21 protein-coding genes are annotated in these 22,085 nt (G+C 65.5%); 5 read left to right on the top strand and 16 right to left on the bottom strand.

Translation table 11 applies throughout. The annotated features are described in order from the left end of the window. Positions 1–2,286, top strand: coding sequence for a ribonuclease R (rnr, locus tag N911_RS0107150; protein ID WP_051694032.1), 2,286 nt, complete (start codon positions 1–3; stop codon positions 2,284–2,286). Here rnr and N911_RS17425 read toward each other — a convergent pair. Continuing rightward, positions 2,273–5,479 (bottom strand): sensor domain-containing protein, encoded by a 3,207-nt coding sequence (locus N911_RS17425; RefSeq protein WP_051694030.1) that lies wholly within the window; start codon positions 5,477–5,479, stop codon positions 2,273–2,275. The genes rnr and N911_RS17425 overlap by 14 nt on opposite strands. Positions 5,480–5,579: 100 nt before the next feature. On the opposite strand from N911_RS17425, the gene N911_RS18990 reads away from it, so the two are divergent. Beyond that, complete coding sequence (locus tag N911_RS18990; RefSeq protein WP_272913350.1) at positions 5,580–5,705, top strand: hypothetical protein; 126 nt, start codon at positions 5,580–5,582, stop codon at positions 5,703–5,705. 6 nt (positions 5,706–5,711) lie between these two features. Here N911_RS18990 and N911_RS0107135 read toward each other — a convergent pair whose 3' ends face one another. The 7 genes from N911_RS0107135 to rpmH are packed head-to-tail and all read right to left on the bottom strand — an operon-like array spanning position 5,712 to position 10,965. Next, a complete protein-coding gene (locus N911_RS0107135) occupies positions 5,712–5,996 on the bottom strand; it encodes a hypothetical protein (protein WP_029895714.1) in 285 nt (94 codons plus the stop codon). 58 nt (positions 5,997–6,054) lie between these two features. Next, complete coding sequence (gene mnmE, locus N911_RS0107130) at positions 6,055–7,434, bottom strand: tRNA uridine-5-carboxymethylaminomethyl(34) synthesis GTPase MnmE (RefSeq protein ID WP_029895712.1); 1,380 nt, start codon at positions 7,432–7,434, stop codon at positions 6,055–6,057. Positions 7,435–7,470: 36 nt separating this feature from the next. After that, positions 7,471–8,556, bottom strand: coding sequence for an RNA-binding cell elongation regulator Jag/EloR (jag, locus tag N911_RS0107125; protein WP_029895710.1), 1,086 nt, complete (start codon positions 8,554–8,556; stop codon positions 7,471–7,473). Between the two features lie 26 nt (positions 8,557–8,582). Next, entirely contained in the window at positions 8,583–10,202 is a 1,620-nt protein-coding gene (yidC, locus tag N911_RS0107120; protein WP_029895708.1) for a membrane protein insertase YidC, read from the bottom strand. Next, entirely contained in the window at positions 10,195–10,461 is a 267-nt protein-coding gene (gene yidD / locus N911_RS17950; RefSeq protein ID WP_081859086.1) for a membrane protein insertion efficiency factor YidD, read from the bottom strand. Before yidD ends, yidC begins: the two co-directional genes overlap by 8 nt. Positions 10,462–10,465: 4 nt before the next feature. Further along, entirely contained in the window at positions 10,466–10,828 is a 363-nt protein-coding gene (rnpA, locus tag N911_RS0107115; protein WP_051694028.1) for a ribonuclease P protein component, read from the bottom strand. A gap of 2 nt (positions 10,829–10,830) precedes the next feature. After that, positions 10,831–10,965 carry a 50S ribosomal protein L34 gene (gene rpmH, locus N911_RS17945; RefSeq protein ID WP_081859085.1) on the bottom strand — a complete coding sequence of 45 codons (135 nt, stop codon included), beginning with the start codon at positions 10,963–10,965 and terminating at the stop codon, positions 10,831–10,833. Between the two features lie 152 nt (positions 10,966–11,117). On the opposite strand from rpmH, the gene N911_RS0107110 reads away from it, so the two are divergent. Next, positions 11,118–11,774 (top strand): lactate utilization protein, encoded by a 657-nt coding sequence (locus tag N911_RS0107110; RefSeq protein WP_029895703.1) that lies wholly within the window; start codon positions 11,118–11,120, stop codon positions 11,772–11,774. Then, a complete protein-coding gene (locus N911_RS0107105; protein ID WP_029895701.1) occupies positions 11,775–12,350 on the top strand; it encodes a phosphatase PAP2 family protein in 576 nt (191 codons plus the stop codon). 101 nt (positions 12,351–12,451) lie between these two features. Here N911_RS0107105 and N911_RS0107100 read toward each other — a convergent pair whose 3' ends face one another. The 8 genes from N911_RS0107100 to N911_RS0107065 all read right to left on the bottom strand — a co-directional run bounded on the left by N911_RS0107100 (position 12,452) and on the right by N911_RS0107065 (position 21,477). Continuing rightward, a complete protein-coding gene (locus N911_RS0107100; protein ID WP_029895699.1) occupies positions 12,452–12,685 on the bottom strand; it encodes a hypothetical protein in 234 nt (77 codons plus the stop codon). A gap of 21 nt (positions 12,686–12,706) precedes the next feature. Continuing rightward, entirely contained in the window at positions 12,707–13,843 is a 1,137-nt protein-coding gene (locus N911_RS0107095; RefSeq protein WP_029895697.1) for a PAS domain S-box protein, read from the bottom strand. Between the two features lie 81 nt (positions 13,844–13,924). Then, entirely contained in the window at positions 13,925–14,230 is a 306-nt protein-coding gene (locus N911_RS0107090) for a hypothetical protein (RefSeq protein ID WP_029895695.1), read from the bottom strand. A gap of 184 nt (positions 14,231–14,414) precedes the next feature. Then, a complete protein-coding gene (locus N911_RS0107085; protein WP_138774356.1) occupies positions 14,415–16,133 on the bottom strand; it encodes a methyl-accepting chemotaxis protein in 1,719 nt (572 codons plus the stop codon). A 44-nt stretch (positions 16,134–16,177) separates the two neighbouring features. Continuing rightward, positions 16,178–16,954, bottom strand: coding sequence for an IS3 family transposase (locus N911_RS0107080; protein ID WP_051693969.1), 777 nt, complete (start codon positions 16,952–16,954; stop codon positions 16,178–16,180). Continuing rightward, a complete protein-coding gene (locus tag N911_RS0107075) occupies positions 16,951–17,223 on the bottom strand; it encodes a transposase (RefSeq protein ID WP_029895442.1) in 273 nt (90 codons plus the stop codon). The genes N911_RS0107080 and N911_RS0107075 overlap by 4 nt, the downstream gene beginning before the upstream one ends. Before the next feature lie 341 nt (positions 17,224–17,564). After that, positions 17,565–19,361, bottom strand: coding sequence for a methyl-accepting chemotaxis protein (locus tag N911_RS0107070; protein ID WP_029895691.1), 1,797 nt, complete (start codon positions 19,359–19,361; stop codon positions 17,565–17,567). 295 nt (positions 19,362–19,656) lie between these two features. Continuing rightward, positions 19,657–21,477: a methyl-accepting chemotaxis protein gene (locus N911_RS0107065; RefSeq protein ID WP_029895689.1), complete on the bottom strand. Its 1,821-nt coding sequence runs from the start codon at positions 21,475–21,477 to the stop codon at positions 19,657–19,659. 333 nt (positions 21,478–21,810) lie between these two features. Here N911_RS0107065 and N911_RS0107060 point away from each other — a divergent pair, with 333 nt between their 5' ends. After that, on the top strand, positions 21,811–22,041 hold the full coding sequence (locus tag N911_RS0107060; RefSeq protein ID WP_029895687.1) for a hypothetical protein: 231 nt from the start codon (positions 21,811–21,813) through the stop codon (positions 22,039–22,041). The last annotated feature ends 44 nt before the right edge of the window (positions 22,042–22,085 follow it).

Here is a 22,085-nt window from a genome sequence, read left to right as displayed (position 1 = left end):
ATGGCCAGAAGGAAAAAGCAAGGCGGCAAGAGCCGGAACAACGGACAGGACGCCAACCAGCCCAAACAGGAACAGGCGGACAAGCCCGCCAAGGGGAAGGACATGCCGAAAGGCGGCGCTCCCAAGGGCAAAGGCGGTAAGCCCGGAGGCAAGCCCCGGGGCAAGGGCGGCAAGCCAGGCGGCAAGGGCGGCCCCTCTCCCAAGGACGTTTTGGGCGCGCTGCGCAACGCCGGACGCCCCCTGAGCCTGTCCGATCTGCTGAGCGCGTTGAAGCTTCCCAAGCAGCAGAAGGGCCGCCTGATGGACACCCTCGACCAGTTGCAGGACGAGGGCAAGGTCATCCGCACTAAACGCAACGTCTTCGGGCTCATGGAGAACATGCGCATGCAGACGGGCACCCTGGAGATCACCCGCTCCGGGGTGGGGTTCGTCACGCCCGAGGACAAGCGCCGCCGCGACATTTTCATCAACCCCAAGGATTTCGGCGACGCCTGGAACGGCGACCGTGTGGCTGTGGTCATCACCCGCGAAAAGGGCCGCAAGGCCTCGCCCGAGGGGCGCATCGCGCGGGTGCTGGAGCGAGGCCAGGAGCGCATGCCCTGTCGGGTGGAGCGCCCCCTGGGACGGGGGCTGTACCTCTGCCATCCCACCGACCCCCGCCAGCCGGTGCGCTTCATGGCCCCCTTCGAGGAGGAGCCGCCCAAGGGCACCATCGTCACCCTTGCCCCGGACGAGCAGATCGAGGGCGAACTGTGGCGCGGCGAGGTGCTGGAGGTCATCGGGCCGGAGGACGACGTGGCCGTGCAGGAGTCCCTGGTCAAGTCCAACAAGGGCGTGCCCACCAAGTTCCCCGAGGCCGTGGTGCAAGAGGCCGAGGACCTGCCCGCCGAGCCGGGCGAGGCGGACAAGGCCGGACGCAAGGACCTCACGGACCTGCCCTTCGTGACCATCGACGGGGCCAAGGCCAAGGACTTTGACGACGCCGTCTACGTGGAGCGGAAGGACAAGGGGTACACGCTGTGGGTGGCCATCGCGGACGTGGCCCATTACGTGCGCCCAGGCTCCGGCCTGGACCAGGAGGCGCGGGAACGCGCCAACTCCTACTATTTCCCACAATCGGTGGAGCCCATGTTCCCGGAGGCGCTGTCCAACGGACTGTGCTCCCTCAATCCCAACACACCGCGCCTGTCCATGGTGGCGGAGATCGAGATGAGCGAGGGCGGCAAGCCACGTGGCAGCCGCTTTCACCAGGCGGTCATTTCCTCCCATGCCAGGCTGACCTACCAGCAGGTGAAGCGGGCGGTGCTGGACCGCGACGAGGAGGAGCGGCTGCGGCTGGAGCCGGTGCTGCCCATGCTGGAGCTGGCCGAGGAGCTGGCCCGCAAGATCAACGCCCGCCGCAACGCTCGGGGCAGCCTGGATTTCGACCTGCCCGAGCCGGAGATCCTCTTCAACATCTACGGCGAGACCGTGGACATCCGCCCCAAGGTGCGCCACTTCGCCCACCAGATCATCGAGGAGTTCATGATCGCTGCCAACGAGGCCGTGGCCGAGTTCCTCACGGAGAAGGGGGCGGGCCTGCTCTACCGCATCCACCCCGAGCCGGACCAGGAGAAGGTGCGCAACCTCTACAAGGTCCTCAGCAAGACGGACATGGTGGACAAGCTGCCCCGGGAGATCGACCCCAAGGGGCTGCAGCAGCTGCTGCACGAGGCCGAGGACACGGACATGGAGTTCATGGTCTCGCGGCTGACCCTGCGCACCATGATGCAGGCCAAGTACGAGCCCACCAACGAGGGGCACTTCGGGCTGGCGAGCGAGTGCTACTGCCACTTCACCTCGCCCATCCGCCGCTACGCCGACCTGCAGGTGCACCGCGCCCTGAAGCGCGTGCTGGACCTGCCCGGCGGCCAGGCCATGGGTCACAAGAAGCTCAAGGACCTGGGCGCGCACCTCAGCGCGCAGGAGCGCGTGGGCATGGAGGCGGAGCGGGAGATCCTCAAGCGGCTGACGGTGCTCTTTTTGCGCGACAAGGAGGGCCAGACCTTCACCGGCGTCATCAACTCCCTGGCGGACTTCGGCTTCTGGGTGGAGCTGAACGAGGTCATGGCCGAGGGGCTGGTGCGCCTCTCCACCATGACCGACGACTACTACGCCTTCCTGCCGGAACAGCAAATGATGCTGGGCGAGCGCACCGGCAAGCAGTACAAGCTGGGGCAAAAGGTGACCGTGACCCTGGCGGAGGTGAACATCTCCCGCCTGGAGATCAACCTCACGCTGGCGTGAAGAGGCTTCCGGCCAGCCTGCCGCCTTTTTCCAACAGGGTGGCGAATTCCTCGGGGGGCATGGGCCTGGCCAGCAGGTAGCCCTGCAGGAAGTCGCAGTCAAGCTTGCGCAGGGCGTGCATCTGGTCGGCGGTTTCCACGCCCTCGGCGGTGACGTGCAGCCCCAGGGAGCGGGCCATGGAGATGATGGCCCGCACGATGGCCGCGTCGTCCGGGTCGTGCGTCAGGTCGCGGGTGAAGGAACGGTCGATCTTCAGACCCCGGATGGGGAACCGCTTGAGGTAGTACAGCGAGGAGTAGCCGGTGCCGAAGTCGTCCACCGCGATGTGGGCGCCGGTCTCGCGGATGCGCCTGAGGGTCTCCACCCCGCGCTCCACGCTGGTCATGATGGCCGTTTCTGTGATCTCGAACTCCACCAGTGAGGGGTCCAACCCGGATTCGCGGATGGCCTGTCCCAGGCTCTCGGGCAGGGCGGGGTTCTGCAGCTGCCGCGCGGAGAGGTTCACGGCCACGGCAAGGTGGCCGTGGCCCGCGTCGTGCCAGGCGCGGGTATCGGCCAGCGCCTTGCGCAACACCTGGGCGTCGATGGAGGCGATCATGCCGTTTTCCTCGGCCAGGGGGATGAAGTCCGCCGGGGAGACCAGGGAGCCGTCCTCCCGACGCCAGCGCACCAGCGCCTCCATGCCGATGATGCCGCCCGTGGCCGCGTGCACCTTGGGCTGGTAGAAAACCTCGAACTCCTCGTTGTCGATGGCCCGCCGCATGGCCCGCTCCAGTTCCAGGCGCTGCAGGGCGCGCTCGTTCATGGCCCGGGTGAAGAGGCGTATCTGGTTGCGGCCGGCCTCCTTGGCCCGGTACATGGCCGTGTCCGCGTTTTTGATGAGGCTTTCCGGCGTGTCGCCGTCCTCGGGGTAGTAGGTCACGCCCACCGACCCGGTGACGTAGATGTCGCGCCCCTTGATCTGGAAGGGGACGTGCAAGGCGTCCATGATGCGCTCGCCCACCACCATGGGGTCGTTGTCCGTCCGCACCTCCTCCACCATGACCACGAACTCGTCCCCACCCAGGCGGGCCACGGAGTCCTGCTCCCGCAGCACGCCCTTGAGGCGGTGGGCCACGGCCATGAGCAGCAGGTCGCCGAAGGAGTGGCCCATGGAATCGTTGATGTTCTTGAAGTTGTCCAGGTCCATGAAGATGAGCGCCAGCCGCTCGTCCTGACGCCGGGCGTGCTGGATGGCCACGTCCAGGCGGTCAAGCAGCAGCAGCCGGTTTGGCAGGCCGGTCAGGGCGTCGTGGTAGGCTTGGTGCTTGAGCAGCTCCTCGGAGCGCTTGATTTCGGTGATGTCGTGAAAGACGGCCACGTAGTGCGTGGTCTCGTCCTCGGCGTTCTTCAAGGCGGAGATTGACAGCCACTCGGGGTAGGCCTCACCGGACTTGCGGCGGTTCCATATCTCGCCCTCCCAGGTCCCGGTCTCCAGCAGGGAGCGCCACATCTCCTTGTAGAACTCCGGCCCGTGACGGTCGGACTTGAGGATGCGGGGGTTCTTCCCCACCACCTCGTCCTCGGTGTAGCCGGTGATGTGGGTGAAGGCGGGGTTGACCTGGAGGATGGTCCCGTCCACGTCGGTTATGGTGATGCCGTCCAGGGAGTGCTCGAAGACCCGGCCCATGAGCTGCAATTCCTGCTGCGCCACCCGGCGCTCGCCGATTTCCCGGGTCAACTCCTGGTTGGCCTCGCGCAGGCGGCGGGTGCGTTCCTCCACCTTGTCCTCCAACAGGGAGTATGCCTGCTGCAGAGCCCGCTCGGCGTCCTTGCGGTCGGTGATGTCCAGGAAGTGGCCCACCAGCCCGGCCAGCCGTCCTTCGGCGTCGGTGTAGGCGGCCTTGGAAAGGAGCACGTCGCGCTCCCGCCTCTGGTCGTCCTCGACCGTGAGTTCATACTGCCGGTAGCCGAACTCGCGGAACAGTTCCTCATCCTGTCGTTCGTAGGCCTCGGCTGTTTCGGGCGGCGACAGGTCCCTGGCGGTGCGGCCCACAACCTCATCCCGGGTCACGCCCAGCATGTCTGCGAAGGCCAGGTTGCAGCCCTGGTAGACGCCCCGGGTGTCCTTGTAGAAGACCGGCTGAGGCAGGGCGTCGATGAGGGTTTGCAGGAAGGAGAGCTGCCGCCGGACCTCGGCCTCGGCCTCCTTGCGGCGGGTGATGTCGCGGACGATGGCCTGTACGCGGTCCTCGGCCAGCCGCTTGAAGTTGATTTCCACCTCCAGCGGTTCCCCCTGCCTGGAGAGAAGGCGGCCCTCCCGGGTGACGCCCCGTCCGGTTACGAGCTCGGCGAAGCACCAGCCCGGGATGTCGCAGTCCGGTACCTCGAAAATCCCTGCCGGGTTGACGTCCGGGGATTCTCCGCGTTTGACCCCGACCATTTCCCGGCCCGCCTGGTTGGCTTCCAGCAGTTCGCCGTCCGGGGTGAAGAGGAAGATGCCGTCCGAGGCCTGCTCCAGGAGGTTGCGGTAGCGCTGTTCCGACTCCCGCACGGCGACCTCGCCCGCGGCGGCCCGCCTGGCCAGAAGGGCCAGGGTCAGCAGCAGGACCACCCCGGCGCCGAGGGAGGCCACTGTCAGTTGCCGGGTGGCCTGGTTCAGGGTGGCCATCTGGGCGGACACATCCAGATAGATTTCCAGCGCGCCCAGGTAGCGGTCTCCCTCCATGACGGGCACGTAGGTTTCCACCACGCCGCCTTGCCAGCGCTCGCCCTCCGCTGTGGCTTCCTCCTTGCGCACCAAGCTGGAGAAGGCCTTGCCCGAACGGATTCCCGCATCAAGCACCGATTGCTCGATGTGCGCCGAGGGAGGCTTCTCGGACGTGGAGAGCGTCAGGCGCCCATCGGCGGAATAGAAGTTGACCCGGTTGACGCCCAGGTCGTCCATGAATCCGCGCAGGAAGAATATGGTCCCTGGGGGCGGCGCGTCCTTGCCCAGGCGCAACCATTCGCTGAGGTGGATCTCGTCGGCCAGGTGGTTGGCCAGACGGGTTGACTGGACCTCCGCCCCGGAGCGGACGGTGTCCGCGAAGTGGGGCAGCACCACGAAGTTCAGGGCCAGGGGAAAGATGACCAGGGCCACCACGCCCAGGGCCAGAGCGGGCCAGGCGGGGCCGCGAAAGGGATGTAACCGGCCGAAAGCGCGCATTCGCATGTTGTGCTCCTGAAAGCCGCTTTTCGCAACGCTTGAAAAAGGGGTTGTCAAACCGGGGTTGATGACCTAAAGAGTCGCTTCCCGTTCGGGAAAAAACCGTATGTCATCACGAAACGTTCCCCTCCGCCTCATTGGCGCCGTGCTGCACGTGGTCAACCGCCTGCTCGGCGGCGCGCTGGACCCCCTCTTCGAAACCGAAGAGGAGCCCAGGCGCGGCAACGCCTGAGCGGGTTCAGCCGCCCCTCGTCAGCTCCTCCACCAGCCGGTGGTAGGCGTCCAGGCCGCAGACCTTCTCGTCCACTTCGCAGAGAAGGGGGTCCTTCGCCTCGCAGACGGTGGTCAGGGCCTCGAAGAGAACCACCATTTCCCCGGCTCCGGTGCCCCCCGCCACGCGGCGGGCCAAGTCGAGCAGCTCATCCGGCGCGTCCTCCGTCAGCACGGGCGTCATGCCCGCTTCGGTGAACTCGAAATCGATGTGCTCCAGGTAGGCCTGGGCTCGCGCTTGCGCCGTGGTCATGCATCCCCCGTGTTGGCGTTTTGGGCAGCTTGGCATACGGCCGGGCGCGGCGAAATGATTACTTGCCGATGCAGAAGGAGGTGAATACCTCCTCCAGGACGTCCTCCGGAGCGATCCGGCCGCTGACTTCCTCCAGGGCGGCACAGGCCGACTCCAGCCGTACGCCCAGCAGGTCGGGCGGCACCCCGGCCGACTGGTCGCGGAGCAGCTCTTCCAGTTCCACGGCGGCCCGCTCCAGGGCCCGCGCCTGCCGCCGGTTGGGGGCCACCTCGGCCGCTTCGGCCGCTCCGGCCGAGCCCTCGGCCATTTCCCTGGCCGCGCGGGAAAGCGTGTCCAGTCCGCGACCGCTCCGGGCCGAGACACGCACCCAGGGGAATCCCGAAAACTCCGGCGGCGGCTCGTCGACCGCGCCCGGCAGGTCCGCCTTGTTCATCACCACCAGGCAGCGAGAGGGGCCCAGCTCCTCGGCCAGGGCCGCCTCCGCCGCAAAGGGAGGGGCAGAGGCGTCCAGCACCAGCAGGGCCAGGTCGGCCGCATCCAGCAGTTCCCGGGAGCGGCGCACGCCCTCCAGCTCCACCTCGCCCTGGGTCTCGCGCAGGCCTGCCGTGTCCACCAGACGCGCGGGCAGGCCGTCCAGCAGGCAGGCCTCCTCCAGGTAGTCCCGGGTGGTGCCGGGGCACTCGGAAACGATGGCCCGTTCGCGGCCGAGAAGGGCGTTGAGCAGGCTGGACTTGCCCGCGTTGACGCGCCCCGCCAGCACCACCAGCGCCCCCTCGCGGACCAGCTTGCCGCGCCCGGCGGCCGAGGTCAGCCTTCGCACTTCCTGAAGCACGCTCTGCAGTCTGCCGCCGATCTTGTCCGGCGGGGCGCACTCAACCTCGTCCTCTGGAAAGTCCACGGCCAAGCAGAACGCAGTGCGCAAGTGGACCAACTCCTCGCGCAGGGCGTCCACCCTGCCGGACAGCATTCCGGCCAGCCTGGCGCTGGCCTGCTCAGCCGCCTCCCTGCCGGGGGCGGCGATGAGTTCGGCCACGGCCTCGGCCTGGGCCAGATCCAGCTTGCCGTTGAGATAGGCCCGGCGGGTGAACTCGCCGCGCTCCGCCGGTCTCGCCCCGGCGGCATGGGCCGCCTCCACCGCTTCGCGCAGCACGGCCGGGGAGCCGTGACAATGCAGCTCGGCCACGTCCTCGCCGGTGAAGGAGGCGGGACCGGGGAAGAACACAGCCAGCACTTCGTCCACGGCACGCCCCCCGCGGTCCAGCAATTCCCCGTGGTGCATGAAGCGCGGCCGGAACCCGATGAACCCCGAATGCGCCGGGTGGAAGAGGGAGGCCAGGATCTCGCGGGCGTCCGGCCCGGAAAGGCGCACCACGCCGACGCCTCCCGGTCCGGGCGGGGTGGCCTGGGCCACGATGGTTTCGGCGCGCTGCTTTTGCATGGCTCCACGAAAAAGGGGGCCCGCGGGCCCCCTTGATTATTGTTGCTGGCGTCCCCGCTCCCGCTTGGGACTGATGAGGACCCTCTTCAGCGGCCCGTCCCCCTTGGATCGGGTGGATACCGATTCGTCCGCCTGCAGGGCCAAGTGGACGACCCGGCGGTGGTAGGAGGACAGCGGCTTGGTGGATTGGGGGCGGTTCTGTGTCCTGGCCTTGTCCGCCAGGTACATGGCCATCTGCCGCAACTTGTCGTCCTGCCGCTCGCGGTAGTCGCCGGCGTCGAGCTGGATTTTGATCTGCTCGTCGCGCTGCTTGGCCACGATGCGGTTGGTCAGGTACTGCAGGGCGTTGATGGTCTGGCCCTCGCGGCCGATGAGCAATCCGGCCTGTTCCTCGTCGTCCACCACGACCTTGATGCGGTCCTTGGTCTGAATGACTTCGACGGGCACTTCGCCCACGATGGGCTTGATGAGGATGGTCACGGTCTCCTTGATGAGCTGTTCCAGCTCTTTGTCGTCAAGGGGGCGCTCCATGTCCTCGGGCCAGCGGTTGAAGTTCTCTTCCTCCGGCTCCTCATCCTCGTAATCCGTGCCGGTGGAGGCGGGGGGCGCGGCTTGCTCCTTCGGCTGGGGAGCGGAACGCTCTTCCGGAACGGGAAGGGCGGCCTCGTCCGAAGCCGGAGGGCGTGTCTCGTCAACGGCCTGGGGAGAGGACTCCTCGGCGGCTGGAGGCGCGTCCACGTCCCGCTGGGGGGGAGCCGCGCTCTCCTTTTTCGGAGCCTTGGCCGCTTCTTTTTTTGGTGGCTTGGCCTCGTCCCGCTTGGGCGGTTTTGCCTCGTCCTTTTTCGGCGGGGCGGCTTCGTTTTTCTTGGGCTTGCCGCCCTTGCCGCGGGGACGGCGGCCGCGGGACTTGCCCTCGCCCTTTTCTTCCTCGGGTACGGAAACCTGGCCGCGCGGCCGGGCCTTGATAACGGCCTTTTTCTTGCCCACCAGCCCAAAAATACCGGACGAGCCGCCGGACAGGATCTCGATTTCCAGTTTGTTGCGTTCCAATCCAAAATGGTCGCAGGCGGACTGGATGGCCTCATCCAGTCCTTTGCCTGTGAACTCCTTGTACTCGCTCATAGGCCTTGCTCCTTGTCAGGCCCCGCTCAGGCCGCCGACGATCTGCGGATCATCCACTGCTGGGCAATGGAGAGCACGTTGTTCGTCAGCCAGTAGACGACCAGGCCCGCCGGGAAGGTCAAAAAGAGCCCGGTGAAGACGACCGGCATGAGCATCATGATCTTGGCTTGTGTCGGATCGCCCGGCGAAGGGGTCATCTTCTGCTGGAGGAACATGGTGGCGCCCATGATCAGGGGGGTTACGAAATAGGGGTCGCGCGCCGAGAGGTCCACCAGCCACGGCAGGTCGGTGAAGGGCACGTACTCGATGAAGGCCGCGTGGCGCAGCTCGATGGAGGTCAGCAGCGCCTCGTAGAGTCCGATGAAGACGGGGATCTGCAGCAGCATGGGCAGGCAACCGCCCGCGGGATTGACCTTGTAGGTCTTGTAGAGCTGCATCAGTTCCTTGTTCAGCTGCTCGCGGTCGTCCTTGTACTTCTCCCGCAGCTTGGTCATCATCGGCTGGATCTTCTTCATCTTCTCCATGGACTTGTAGGACTTCTGCGAGAGTGGCCAGAAGATGATCTTGATGACGATGGTCAGGAGGATGATGGCCACGCCCCAGTTGCCGACGAAGCCGTGGAAGACCTTCAGCACCGTGACCAGGGGCGCGGCGATGACGTGCAAAAAGCCGTAGTCGATGGAACGCCCGAGGCCGTGCCCGGCCGCGGCCAGTTCCTCCTCGGACTTGGGGCCGAGGTAGTAGGAGTTGGACACGGTGGTCTCGCCCCCGGGAGGCAGGCTGATGCCGGAGCGCTCGGCGGCAAGGCGGTAGATCTTGGAGCTCCGCTTGGCCTTGAACACCGCGCCGGAGGTTTCCGGGGCCAGGGCCAGCAGGAAGTAGTTGGAACCCAGACCGCCCCAGCGCACGTCGCCGTCCACCAGCAGCCCTTCCCGCAGGTCGTCCTCGTCGTCCTCCTCGTCCATGGAGTCGTTGGCCAGCCAGGCTATCCGGTCGTTGTTGTAGCGGCTGCTGTCGTCGCCCGCCAGCCCGGAGGAGGCCAGGGTGAAGGCCAGGCGCCCCTCGAGGGGCGCCTCGGTGCGGGAGATGACCCGCACGTCCTCCTCCACGAGGTAGGAGTCGGCGTGGAAGGTCAGGCTGCGCACCAGCCGGGCGTCGGGCAGGTCGCAGACCAGCCGCATGGTGCCGGTTTCGTCACCGGAGAGCTCGAGGTCGGAGCCGTCGAAAGACCACTTGCCCTCTGTCCAGGTGGGACGGCCGATCCAGATGAGGCCCAGCGGCGCCTTGGCCATGGCGCTCTCGGAGACGAGGTCCACGTCGGCCGAATTGGGCTTGATGGATTCCTTGTAGTCGCGCAGGGAGAACCGCTCCAGCAGACCGCCGCCGGTGTTCAGCACGGCCTTGTAGAGCGGGGTGTTGACGGTGATGCGCTCGCCCTCGGCCCGCACCAGGTCCATCTCCGGCATGGAGCGGTCGGGCTGGGTGGCGGGCAAGCCGGTGTCCGCCCCGGGGTCGGCCTGCCGCTGGGCTTGCTGCTGTTGCGGTTGCTGGGGCTGGGGCGCCTGTTCCGGCGAGAAGTACAGGCTCCAGACCAGGATGATGACGAAGGACAGGGCGGTGGCTATGACAACCCGTTTGCTATCCACGGAAGACTCTCTTTTCTTGGCGCCTTCGGCCGTCGTCCCCCGGGGAGGGGGGTGGTACGGGATCGTACCCGCCGCGGCGGAACGGGTGGCACCTGAGGAGCCTTCCGAGGGCGAGCATGCCGCCCCGCCGTGAACCGTGCACCTCAAGCGCCTGCCTGGCGTACTCGGAGCAGGTGGGCTGGAATCGGCAACCCGGCGGGGTCAACGGGGAAACGGCTAGCTGATAGAACCGGACGAGCAGGTACGGAAGGGACCGCACGAGGCTAGGCCCCGTCCCCGTCGGCGACGGCCTGGCGGCTGACGCGCCGCATGATGGGCAACAACTCTTCCGTCACCATGTCCAGCCCGACGGCCGCGGGATCGAGTTTCCGCTTGGGAACCACAACGACATCCACGGGCGCGTCGAATTCGTGCTGATGCAGCCTGAAAAATTCCCGTATGACTCGCTTGACTCGGTTCCGCTTGGGTGCCGACCCCGTCTTGCGGGTGACGGTCAGCCCCAAGCGCCACGTTCCGCTCTCGCGCGGCAGGGCGAAGACGACGAAATTTCGGCTGAAAAACTTCCGGCCCCGGTCAAAGACAAACTGGAACTGGGGCCGGGCGAGGAGGCGATGCTCCTTCGCCAGCCCTAAACCGCCAATCTCTTGCGACCCTTGGCCCGCCTGCGGCGGATTACCGCCCGGCCGCTCCGGGTTTTCATGCGGGCCCGGAAGCCGTGCGTCCTTTTGCGTCGAATCTTACTCGGCTGATACGTGCGTTTCATCGCTTTCTTCGCTCCTGGCAAAAAATCGAACGCAGTTCTCTAGCCCCTCCCGGGGGAGAAGTCAAGGGAGCCGCGTCCGGTTCGATTGATTTCCTTGAACACGGACGGAGCGCACGCTATCCTCCCCGTCCACAAACCGCAAGGAGAGTTTCATGGAGAACGCATTGCAACATTTCCGGCGCGCCCGCCTGGACCAAGCGGCCGACGCCCTGCGCAGGAACAACTTCCAGGCCCGCGTGACCGATACCGCCGAGGAGGCGAGGCAGGTCGTCCTCTCGACCATCATCCCCTCCCTGGACCCCGCCCCGCGCATCGTTTCCTGGGGCGGCTCCATGTCCCTGGCCGCCACTGGCCTCATGGACGACCTGCGCGGCTCGGACATGGAGGCCATCAACGGCTTCGACAAGTCCCTTCCCTACGAGGAGAACATCGAGCGCCGCCGCCAAGCCCTGCTCAGCGACCTCTACTTCACCGGCACCAACGCCGTCACCGAGGCGGGGCAGCTGGTCAATCTGGACATGATCGGCAACCGCGTGGCCGCCATGACCTTCGGCCCCAGGCACGTGGTGGTCGTCGCCGGGTACAACAAGCTCACCCCCACCCTCGACGAGGCCATGTGCCGCACCAAGGACTTGGCAGCGCCGCCCAACGCCATGCGCCTGGACAAGAAAACCCCCTGCGTCAAGACCGCCCGCTGCGAGGACTGCTCCTCCCCGGACCGCATCTGCAACATGTGGACGATCCACGAGAAGTGCTTCCCCAAGGGGCGCATCCACGTGGTGCTCGTGAACCAGGACCTGGGTCTGTAGATGTTCGTCACGCCCGCCTGGGACCAGGCCCTCTTCACCTGGATCAACACACGTCACGCCCCGGCCGCGGACTGGCTCATGCTGGCCGTGTCCGAGGCCTGGCTGGCCTGGGCGCTGGGGGGGCTGGTCCTGGCCCTGTACGTCTGGAGAAAGGGGGTGCGGAGCGCCTTGCCGCTGCTGCTCATTCCCCTGGCCGTGGGGGCGGCGGACTTCTCCACCAAGCACCTCAAGGACGCCAATTGCCGCGCGCGGCCCCTCAACACCCTTCCGCACACCCGCTTCTTCGAGGACGGCGTCTGGCAGAAGAGGCCGGCCGGGTTCTCCCGCAAGCCCGGCTGCGGCTCCTCCTACCCGTCCGCCCACGCGGCCAACACCATGGCCGCGGCCTCCTCGGTGATGTTCCTCATCCCCCAGACCCGCCCGTGGCTGCTGGCCCTGCCCGCCGTCACCGGCTATTCCAGGGTTTATTTGGGTAAGCACTATCCCACGGACGTGCTGGCCGGATGGGTGGTGGGACTGGCCTGGGCCGCCTTCGTCCGTATGCTCTTCATGTGGTGGCGGCGACGGCGGAATTGAGCCCGGAAATCGCCTGGCAGGGAGGGGGCGTGGGCCTCCCGCCTATTTTTCGCGCTTTGCCTCCGCCGGGCGGGCGCGGCCATTCCCCGCCCGGGGGCCGCTCAGTTCCCCTCCTCCGGGACAAGGCAGTCGAAAACCCCGCCGAAGCCCGCCTTGAGCACCTCCTGGGAGGTGGCGCGGGGCGCTTCCTCCGAGGGGCAGGTCGCGTCCCGCTTGGAGAGGCGGCGCAATTCGCGCGGGCTTTTGTACTCCAGCGCGCCGCAGTGGCGGCAGGCGTAGACCGTGGCCCGCTTGTGGCAGTTGCAGTCGGACTTGGCGAACTGGTGTTTGCGCACGGTGTGGTTCCCCGTGTCCCGCTACCCGGCCAGTCCGGTCAACTCTTCCTTGCGCAGTTGCAGAAGCGCTCCCAGCAAATCGTCGTCCTCGCCGTAGAAGGGCTTCAACGTGCCCAGTCGTAACATGCCGGAGGCGTCGGACAGCACCAGGTTGTGCTCCCTGGGGCTGTGGAAGAAGGCGTCCAGGTGCGAACCCTCCGTCCGCCCGTCGTCCTCGTCCGCCAGCGGGGTCAGGAACTCCTCCACTGGGAGGCCCAGGGCGTCCTCCTTGTCCAGCCCCAAGTCGGCGGCGAAGGCGTCGTTGGCCAGGATGACCTGGTGTTCCGTATCCAGCACCACCACCGCGTCCGGCGTGGTGTCCAGCACCTTCTGAAACATCCGCAGGGTCGCGGAGAGGCTCTCCTCAGCCTCTCTTGCCGAGGTCACGTCCACCATGACGCCCTGCAGAAATGTCCGGCCGTCCACCTCCACCGGCCGCAGGCTTTCGGAGACCCACAGGGCGTCGCCGTCGCGGCCGTAGACTTGGGAGACCATGGGTTCGGCCGAGGCGGCCACCTCGGCCGAGCGGCCGGGCGAGGCGTAGAGCTGCTGGTCGATGTTGCGCAGGGTGTCCACCGCCTCTTCGGGCGAATCGAAGCCCAGGATGTCGCAAAAGGCCCGGTTGGCGCGGCGCAACCTTCCGTCCCCGTCGCGCAGGGAGAGCCCCGCGCCGGGATGGTCGGCCAGCATGCGCCAGCCCGCTTCCCGCCGCGGGTTGTCGTTCGCGGCTTGGGCGAGCGCGGCCAGCAAGTCGTCTCCGCTCACCGGCTGGAGCAAACAGTCCCTTACACCCAGGCGCAAGGCTTGGCGCATCTCCTCCGCGCCGGGGTCATCGGCCAGGATGATGACGGGCATGTCCCGGGATTCCGATCGGATGCGGCGGACCATTTCCAGGCCGCCCATGCCGGGATGGGAAATATCGACCAGCACCGCCCCGGAGGGGCGGGCGGCAAAGGCCTCCAGCCCCTCCGCCCCGTCCCCGGCCTCGCGCACCGAGGCGACCAGCGAGGTGAGAAAACGCCGCAGACGGGAACGCGAATCCGGGCCGCCCCCAACCACGAGGACATCCAGCCCGGACAGGGCGTTCCCGCCGGCGGCGGGTGGTTCAAACTCTTCCATGGTTCACGTCCCCTCCTCGGGCAAGGATAAAGCCCTTTCCCGGCGAGGACAACGCGTTTTCCGCGTTAGTCCGTGGAGCGGCTACAACTCGTCCATCCAGGCCAGGGCCCATCCGCGGGCCTCGTAGGCCATGTCCCGGATTTTCACTCCTTTTGGAGCGCGGCGCTCGGTGTGGGAAAAGAGCGCCCTGTCCGCGTCCCTGCGCCACTGCTGCTTGGCCTGGGGCCACAGGGTGTAGAGGTGCAGGTCCTGGTGGTCCTCCCACACGACCACGGCGCCCTTATCGGGCAGCCAGGCCAGAATGGGCCCCTTGGCGGCCAGGGACTCCATGGTCAGGGGCGGGGGCGTGGCATGGTCGATACGGGGCTTTTCCAACACGGTCTGCATGGCTCGCTCCCTCCAGGCCCCGGCATGCGCCGGGGGTCAAGGCTTTGTTCCCTGATACCTCCATACCGGAAGCGGGTGGGGAGGCAAGGGGTTTTTTCGGGGAGGAAACGGGAGAGCGGAGGGGAGGTGGTCGCGGGGCGGCCCGCATGGCCGCCCCGCTGGTGATTTGCTGAACGTTGGTTCGTTAGGTTTCGCAGATTTGGCCACCCTCACGCTTGAGGACATCCACCAACTCCTGCATCTCGGTAGACAGTTCAACCATGTCCTGGATTGCTCTGTCCGTTTCGGAAATGGCCGTGGCGTTTTCCTCTACAATGCGGTTAACCTCGGAGACCGAGCTGTTGATCTCCTCCGAGGCGGCGGACTGCTGTTCAGCGGCCGTGGCAATGGAGGAAACCTGGGAAGCGGCCTCCTCGGCCCAGGAAACAATCTCGCCCAGAGACTGGTCGGATTGCCCGGCGAGTTCCACCGCTTCGCGTACGGCCTCTCCCGCCTGATCCACGCTTTGCATGTTGGTCTGAGAAACCTCCTGGATTCCCTGGATGACCTCACCGACCTCCTTGGTGGCCTCCATGGTCTTTTCGGCCAGCTTGCGGACCTCGTCGGCCACCACGGCGAAGCCGCGCCCGGCGTCGCCCGCGCGGGCGGCCTCGATGGCAGCGTTGAGTGCCAGCAGGTTTGTCTGGTCGGCAATGTCGTTGATAACCTGCATCACTCGGCCAATGTCATCCGCCTTCTGGCCCAGGCTGCCCATGTTTTCCTTGAGTTCTGCGGCGATCTGCTCAAGTCGGTTCATGGACTGGAGGGATTGGCGGACAATTTCTTTGCCGTCGGTGGCCTTCTGCTGGGAAGAGTTGGTCCGGTCGGCCGCTGTGGAAGCGTTGTTGGCCACTTCAAGCACGGTGGTGTTCATCTCCTCCATGGAGGTGGCAGTCTCGGTCATGCGCTGGCGCTGGTGCTCCGCCCCGACCCGCAGTTGCTCAGATTGAGCTGATATCTCCTCGGAAGCGGAGGCCAACCGGTCCACGGCCGTGCCCAGGCGTTGAGCGGCCTGCATCAGCCGGTCACACTTTTCAGCCTCGGCCTTACCCTTTGCCTCGGCCTCGGCGGCCATGCGTTCGGCTTCCTCGGCCTTCTCCTGGGCGTCGCGCTCTTTTTCCTCCATTTTCTCAAGGTTATCACGAAGGTTGTCCACCATTCTGGCCAGAGTGCTCACCATGCCGGTTATCTCGTCCTTGCCGCGCGGGTCCAGTTCCACGTCCAGGTCGCCGTCGGCTATGCGGGCGGCCACATTGGCGGTGTCGTTGAGGGGGCGGATAATGCTGCGCACCACGGCCACGCACAGAGGTAGGACCAAGAGGAGCAAGGCGGCCAGAACAAATGCCCCAACAACAAGTATCGTTTTGTCGGCAGAGGCGTTGATTTCATCGGTCATGGTCTCAACAAAACGATCGATGTCGTCCAAGTAAAGTCCGGAAGCCAGCCACATGTCGGTCCCTGGTATCATCTCTGCGTAGGACAACTTGGGCTGGAGCCCTTCGCCTGGCTTTTCCCACATGTATCGAACGAAGCCACCGCCGCTTCTCGCTTCATTGTGCAATTCCCTGACAAAGTGCACTCCGTCCGGGTCCTTGACCCGGACCATGTCCTTTCCCGTGAGGCTGGGATTTGTGGCATGAGCCACGATGGATGTGTCCCGAACGATGAAGAAGTAGCCGATGTCATTTTCGCCAAAGCGGATGGGGGCGATGATATCGGCCAAGGCTTTTTCCTGGTTGGTTGCAGTGAATGCTACGTCGTCAAGGGCGGAAGCCAAGGCATGCACCGAGCTTTTAAGCCGGTGTTGTTCTCCCTCCAGGGCGGCTTGCCGGGCCTCCTTTGTCGCCAAGGACCGAAGGTCCATGATTTCCAAGTACAAAGGTGCTCCCACCGTGTACTGCCCCCGGTTTAGCAAGCCTTTTTTAAGAGAGTCCGCGAGTTGATCAGTTCCTGCTCGGTTGTCACCGGGGTTTTATACCCCAGCGCCGAGTGCAGGTAGCCTTGGTTGTATTCTTCGATCCAGGAGCCCAAGGCTTGGCAAAAGGCCGTCGGGCTACGCCATTCATTAATCCAGACCAGCTCTTCCTTCATGGTGCGCATGAAGCGCTCGGTGTCGGCATTGCCTTTTGGGTTGTTGTAGCTGGTGAAGGCGAGTTTGATGTCCATGACGCGGCAAGCCTTCATGAAGCTCGCCGAGGTCGGCTGGCAGCCGTTGTCGGCCATGAGATGAAGACCGCCGTCGCGCACGCCTTCGGGGAACTGCCTGCCGACAGCCGCGTTGAGCGCCGAGAGCCAATGCCACGCCTTGGCCTGGTCGCCGGCGTAATGGCCGACGACCTTCTTGGTGCGCCAATCAAGCACAATGACCACGTACAGCCAGCCGTAGCCGTCAATCTTGATTTTGGTCATGTCGATACCCCACCACTCGTTGGGTCGCGTGGGCCGGGGCTTGACGCCGGTCGGCCTGCGTTTGGCCTTGAGTCGCAGGTTGGGCTTCACCGTGAGGTCATGCTCGCTCATGAGCCGGTAGACGCGATTTTTGCCGACGACTACGCCGTCCACGAAGCGCAGAAACGCCCAGACCCGACGGTATCCCCAGAACGGATGGTCGGCCTTGATGCCGCGAATGCGGGCCAGGAGGTCGGCGTTGCGCTCGGCGACCTTTGCATATGGTCCACGCTTCATCCGAACGGCCCGCTTTTTTTTAGCTCAATGGTCAACTCACCGATCAGGCTTTTGAGCTTCATGTTCTCGCGCTCAAGCTTGGCCGTACGCTGTGCGCCGTGCTCGGTCTCGAACGCTTTGTGCGCCTGGGCAAGGAATTGATCGCGCCACTTGTAGTACTGGTTCTGCGAGATGGCGTACTCGGCGCACACTTCGCCCACGGGTCGTCCTCGAAGGCCTTCGAGGACGACCCGTGTCTTCTGCTCCGGGGTCCACTTCCGTCGCTTCATGGCAAACCTCCTGCCTGTTGAGAAGCCACGGACTTCCACTTAAATCAAGGCTGTTTCAAACTGGGGGCAGGATATGAACGCATACCTCCCGCCCCTCCCATGGTCATTGGTTGTTATAAGCGACAACCTGGATATGCGCTTCCTGCATATCCAAGTTGCGAACAGCCGAGTTGTGAACATGTGGAGTTGCGTTGTCAAGCAAATGACAAAAAACAAAAGCCTCAAAGACCACGTGTGGCGGGGGTTTTGCTGTACTGAGAGGTTGTAAAGGAACTGGCAGGTCGGAATAAATGAACACGGGGGGCAAATGCCCCCCGTGCTTTAATTGCTAGAGGAATGGCTTAGGCGTGGTCGCTCTGGTTCTTGAGCTGGCCCACCAGGCCGCGCATTTCCGTGGCCAGGGCGACCATGTCCTGGATGGCCTGGCCGGTCTGCTGGATGGCCGTGGCGTTTTCCTCGGCGATGCGGTTGACCTCGGACACGGAGCCGTTGATCTGCTCCGAGGCGGCGGACTGCTCCTCGGCCGCCGTGGCGATGGAGGAGACCTGGTTGGCGGCCTCCTCGGCCATGGTCACGATCTCGCTGAGGGAGCTTTCGGAGCGCCCGGCCAGGTCCACCGCGCCGCGCACGGCCTTCCCGGCGCGCTCCACGCTGTCCATGTTGGTCTTGGAGACGTCCTGGATGCCCTGGATGACCTGGCCCACCTCCTTGGTGGCGTCCATGGTCTTTTCCGCCAGCTTGCGCACCTCGTCGGCCACAACGGCGAAGCCCTTGCCCGCGTCGCCCGCGCGGGCTGCCTCGATGGCCGCGTTGAGGGCCAGGAGGTTGGTCTGGTCGGCGATGTCGTTGATGACGTCGATGACCCGGCCGATGTCGTCCGCCTTCTGGCCCAGGCTGCCCATGTTCTCGCGCAGGTCGGCGGCGATGCCGTCCAGCTCCCGCATGGAGGCCATGGACTCGCGCACGATTTCCTGGCCGTCGGCCGCCTTGCGCCGGGATTCCTGGGACCCTTCGGCGGCGTTGGAGGCGTTGGAGGCGACCTCCAGCACCGTGGAGTTCATCTGTTCCATGGATGCGGCGGTCTCCGACATGCGATCCTTCTGGTTCTCGGCCCCGGCCTTGATCTGCTCGGTCTGGGCGGAGATTTCCTCCGAGGCGGAGGACAGCCGCTCCACGGCCTCGTCCAGTTGTTCGGCGGCCTGGAGAAGCTGGCGGCTCTTGGCCTCCTCGGCCTTGCTCCGCTCCTCGGCCTCGGCTGCCATGCGCTCGGCGGACTCCGCCTTGTCAGCGGCCTCGGCCTTCTGGCGGTCGATTTCGCGCAGGTTGTCCCGCAGGGTGGAGACCATGTGCTTGAGGGTGGTCACAAGGGAGGTGATCTCGTCCTTGCCGTTGGGGTCCAGCTCCATGTCCAGGTCGCCCTCGGCGATGCGCTCGGCCACTTCCCCGGCCCGGTCCAGGGGGCCGATGATGCTGCGCAGGACGAGCACGCAGAGCGGAATGACCACCAGCAGCAGCGCTCCGGCCACCACCAGGGTGATCAGCAGCATGGTGTCGTCGATGTGGCCGTCCATCTCCGTGACCATGTTGGAGACGGTGGCCTCCACGTCGTCCACGTACACGCCGGTGGAAAGCCACAGGTCAGTGCCGGGGATCATGGTGGCGTAGGCCAGCTTGGGCTGCTCGCCTTCGCCCGGCTTGTCCCAGATGAAGCTGACGAAGCCGCCTCCGGATTCCGCGGCCTCCACCAGCTCGTCATAGACATGGACGCCGTTGGGGTCGGTAACATTGGACATGTCGCGGCCCTCCAGCCGGGGCGTGGCCGCGTGGGCCACCACCGTGGTGCCCCGGGCGATGAAGAAGTAGCCGGAGTTGTCGTCCTCGTAGCGGGCGTCGGCGACAGCTTCGCGCAGCTTGCCGGCATCGTCGCCGGCCAGGACGCCAAGGGCCTCGGCCATGGTGTTGACCGTTGCCTTGAGCTTGTCCCGCTGCCCCTGCATGGCGTTCTCCTCGAGATTGTCCGCCGCCATGTACTCGATCTCGATGACCTCGCCATACAGCGCGAAGCCGATGCCAGCTGCGAAAAGCAGGCAGAGCGCCACAAGCAATATGAGGCGCAGGCGAATGGTTATGCGTCGCATGAAACTCCCCCGTTCTGATACACGTTGATTCAATTGCGTGAAACCTGTTGCGAAAGAAAACCGTCGTTACAGCAATAATGTGGCCGTGTGAAGGCACATACATGGAATGATAGAGTTACATACATAAAAAGTCCTGGCATGAATGATGCCGCTTCACCCCGTCCCTGAAACGGATGGTGGCATGAAGGCAAGAAAAGCCGCCTCAAGTAGCGAAGCGGCTTACGCAAAAGGGAGGGAAGTGGAGAATGAACGCCGGGCGGCCGTGGCCGCCCGGCGGGTCATGGTCTGATGGGGTTCAGCAGGCTTGGCCGCCCTCGGCCTTGAGGTCGTCCACCAGCTTGCGCAGTTCGCCCGCCTGGGCGGCCTGCTCCTGGATGGCCTGGGCGGTCTGGGACATGGAGTCGGCGTTCTCGTTGGCGATGCGGCTGACCTCGGACACGGAGCTGTTGATCTCCTCCGAAGCGGCGGACTGCTGTTCCGCGGCCGTGGCGATGGAGGACACCTGTGAGGCGGTCTCCTCGGCCAGGCTCACGATGTCGCGCAGGGACTGCTCCGAGGATCCGGCCAGTTCCACGGCCTCCTTCACTGCCTCGTCCGCCTGCTCCACGCTGTCCACGTTGGTGCGGGAGACCTCCTGGATGCCGCTGATGGCCTCGCCCACTTCCTTGGTGGCCTCCATGGTCTTTTCGGCCAGCTTGCGGACCTCGTCGGCCACCACGGCGAAGCCGCGCCCGGCGTCGCCCGCCCGGGCTGCCTCGATGGCCGCGTTGAGCGCCAGGAGGTTGGTCTGGTCGGCGATGTCGTTGATGACGTTCATCACCCGGCCGATGTCGTCCGCCTTCTGGCCCAGGCTGCCCATGTTCTCCTTGAGGGAGGAGGCGATCTGTTCCAGCCGCCGCATGGACTCCATGGAGCGGCGCACGATCTCCTGCCCCTCGTTGGCCTTGCCGCGCGAGGACTCGGCGCGCTCGGCAGCTGTGGAGGCGTTGCGGGCCACCTCCAGCACGGTGGCGTTCATCTCCTCCACGGCGGTGGCCGTCTCGGAGATGCGCTCGCGCTGGTGGGCGGAGCCCTGGTTGATCTGGTCGGCCTGGGCGGAGATTTCCTCGGAGGAGGAGGACAGCCGCTCCACCACGTGCTCCAGACGGTTGGCCGCGTCCATGAGCCCCTCGCACTTGGCCTCCTCGGCCTGGCGGCGGGCCTCGTCCGCCTGGGCGGCGGCCTGCTCGGCGGCCTCGGCCTTCTCCGCGGCCTCCTTGCGCCCGGCCTCGATCTCGCCGAGGTTGCGGCGCAGGGTCTCCACCATGGAGCGCAGGGCGGTCTGCAGCCTGGTGACCTCGTCGCGGCCCTGAGGCTCGATGTCCACCTCCAGGTCGCCCTCGGCCACGCGCTGGGCGGTCTCCGTGGCCCGGCCAAGGGGGCGGGAGATGGAGCGGAAGATCATCAGGGAGACCGGCAGCACGATGAGCAGCAGGGCGGCCAGCACGGCGGCGAAAACGTAGACCAGCGTGTTGTTTACCGACTCGTCGATGGTGCCGCCGATTTCGTCCATCATGGCCTGGACGTTGTCGATGTAGACGCCGGTGCCGATCCACATGTCGGTGCCGGGAATCATCTCGGCGTAGGAGAGCTTGGGCTGGTCGCCAGCGCCCGGCTTGGGCCAGATGTACTGCACGAAGCCGCCGCCGTCCTGGGCCTCCTGGTAGAGCTCATGCACCAGGCGGACGCCGTTGGGGTCCTTGAGGTCGCCCAGATCCTCGCCCTGCAGGTCCTTGTTGGGCGGCAGGGCCACGTTGGTGGTCTGGCGGTAGACGAAGTAGTAGCCGGACTCGTCCTCCTCGAACCGTATGGTGTCCACCGCCTTGCGGATGGTGGCGATCTTCTGGTCCAGGGAGGCGTCGTCCTTGATGAGGTCGCCCAGGGATATGGCCATGGAATGGGTGGCCACCTTGAGCTTTTCCTTCTGTCCGTCCATCGCCGTGTCCTGGGTGCTCTCCACGGCCATGTCCTCCACGTGGAGCAGTTCCAGGTAGAATCCTCCGCCCACCCCGGCCGCGAAGAGCAGGCCGAGTCCGATGAGCAGGATCATCCGCATGCGGATGGTGATGTTGCGCATTTTTCACCTCGTGAGTGAATTGACGTTCAAAACCGAAGCGCGCCGTTTGTCACACCTCGGCCATGTTGTCAAAAGGTTGCCCGAACGACATGAACTCCCCTCGAATCATAGACACTGCCCGGGTGGGGAAGGAATGTCAAAACCCTCGCGAAGCCGATACAGGACAACAGCGCGGGATGCGGAAGACACGAAAACGGCATGAATCCGGTTCGTGTTCATCCCGGCTGAATTGCATGACCCTTCAATAGCAAAATGCGGGTTTCACCCCATGGACGGGCGGCGGCGAATGGATGTTGTATGCCGCTTTCGACAATTCAGCCCATGGAGTGCGCCATGCGTCTCGTCAGTTGCAGCCGCATTGCCGGAAGACTGGAAAGCGGTCTGAACTGGTACCGCGTTTCGTTCGAGCGCCTGGGTGAAACGCGCCACGTGCACGTGCCCATGCCGCCCTGGGAAAACGACCCGGACGACGAGTACGCCCTGGCCGTGCAACGGGCCGCGAGCGAACTGGACCGCCATATGGAAATCGCCCGGCGGCACATGGGAGAAGCCGTGGAGGGGTGATTCCGGCGCGAAGTGGTGTTTCCGCGCGTTCCGCGCCAGGTGCA

The sequence above is a fragment of the Desulfohalovibrio reitneri genome, from assembly GCF_000711295.1.
Lineage (GTDB): Bacteria > Desulfobacterota > Desulfovibrionia > Desulfovibrionales > Desulfovibrionaceae > Desulfohalovibrio > Desulfohalovibrio reitneri.
The sequence above is the reverse complement of the archived record's forward strand: the minus strand, read 5'-3'. Positions and strand labels throughout refer to the sequence as shown.

What these genes read in the sequence shown, in the direction of transcription:
- rnr (WP_051694032.1), top strand. Translation starts at nt 1, where the DNA reads ATGGCCAGAAGGAAAAAGCAAGGCGGCAAGAGCCGGAACAACGGACAG.
- N911_RS0107070 (WP_029895691.1), bottom strand. Translation starts at nt 19,361, where the DNA reads ATGCGACGCATAACCATTCGCCTGCGCCTCATATTGCTTGTGGCGCTC.
- N911_RS0107060 (WP_029895687.1), top strand. Translation starts at nt 21,811, where the DNA reads ATGCGTCTCGTCAGTTGCAGCCGCATTGCCGGAAGACTGGAAAGCGGT.
- N911_RS0107075 (WP_029895442.1), bottom strand. Translation starts at nt 17,223, where the DNA reads ATGAAGCGACGGAAGTGGACCCCGGAGCAGAAGACACGGGTCGTCCTC.
- N911_RS0107065 (WP_029895689.1), bottom strand. Translation starts at nt 21,477, where the DNA reads ATGCGCAACATCACCATCCGCATGCGGATGATCCTGCTCATCGGACTC.
- jag (WP_029895710.1), bottom strand. Translation starts at nt 8,556, where the DNA reads ATGAGCGAGTACAAGGAGTTCACAGGCAAAGGACTGGATGAGGCCATC.
- N911_RS0107095 (WP_029895697.1), bottom strand. Translation starts at nt 13,843, where the DNA reads ATGGAAGAGTTTGAACCACCCGCCGCCGGCGGGAACGCCCTGTCCGGG.
- N911_RS0107085 (WP_138774356.1), bottom strand. Translation starts at nt 16,133, where the DNA reads ATGGACCTTCGGTCCTTGGCGACAAAGGAGGCCCGGCAAGCCGCCCTG.
- N911_RS17425 (WP_051694030.1), bottom strand. Translation starts at nt 5,479, where the DNA reads ATGCGAATGCGCGCTTTCGGCCGGTTACATCCCTTTCGCGGCCCCGCC.
- N911_RS0107090 (WP_029895695.1), bottom strand. Translation starts at nt 14,230, where the DNA reads ATGCAGACCGTGTTGGAAAAGCCCCGTATCGACCATGCCACGCCCCCG.
- N911_RS18990 (WP_272913350.1), top strand. Translation starts at nt 5,580, where the DNA reads ATGTCATCACGAAACGTTCCCCTCCGCCTCATTGGCGCCGTGCTGCAC.
- N911_RS0107080 (WP_051693969.1), bottom strand. Translation starts at nt 16,954, where the DNA reads ATGAAGCGTGGACCATATGCAAAGGTCGCCGAGCGCAACGCCGACCTC.
- N911_RS0107135 (WP_029895714.1), bottom strand. Translation starts at nt 5,996, where the DNA reads ATGACCACGGCGCAAGCGCGAGCCCAGGCCTACCTGGAGCACATCGAT.
- rpmH (WP_081859085.1), bottom strand. Translation starts at nt 10,965, where the DNA reads ATGAAACGCACGTATCAGCCGAGTAAGATTCGACGCAAAAGGACGCAC.
- N911_RS0107105 (WP_029895701.1), top strand. Translation starts at nt 11,775, where the DNA reads ATGTTCGTCACGCCCGCCTGGGACCAGGCCCTCTTCACCTGGATCAAC.
- mnmE (WP_029895712.1), bottom strand. Translation starts at nt 7,434, where the DNA reads ATGCAAAAGCAGCGCGCCGAAACCATCGTGGCCCAGGCCACCCCGCCC.
- N911_RS0107110 (WP_029895703.1), top strand. Translation starts at nt 11,118, where the DNA reads ATGGAGAACGCATTGCAACATTTCCGGCGCGCCCGCCTGGACCAAGCG.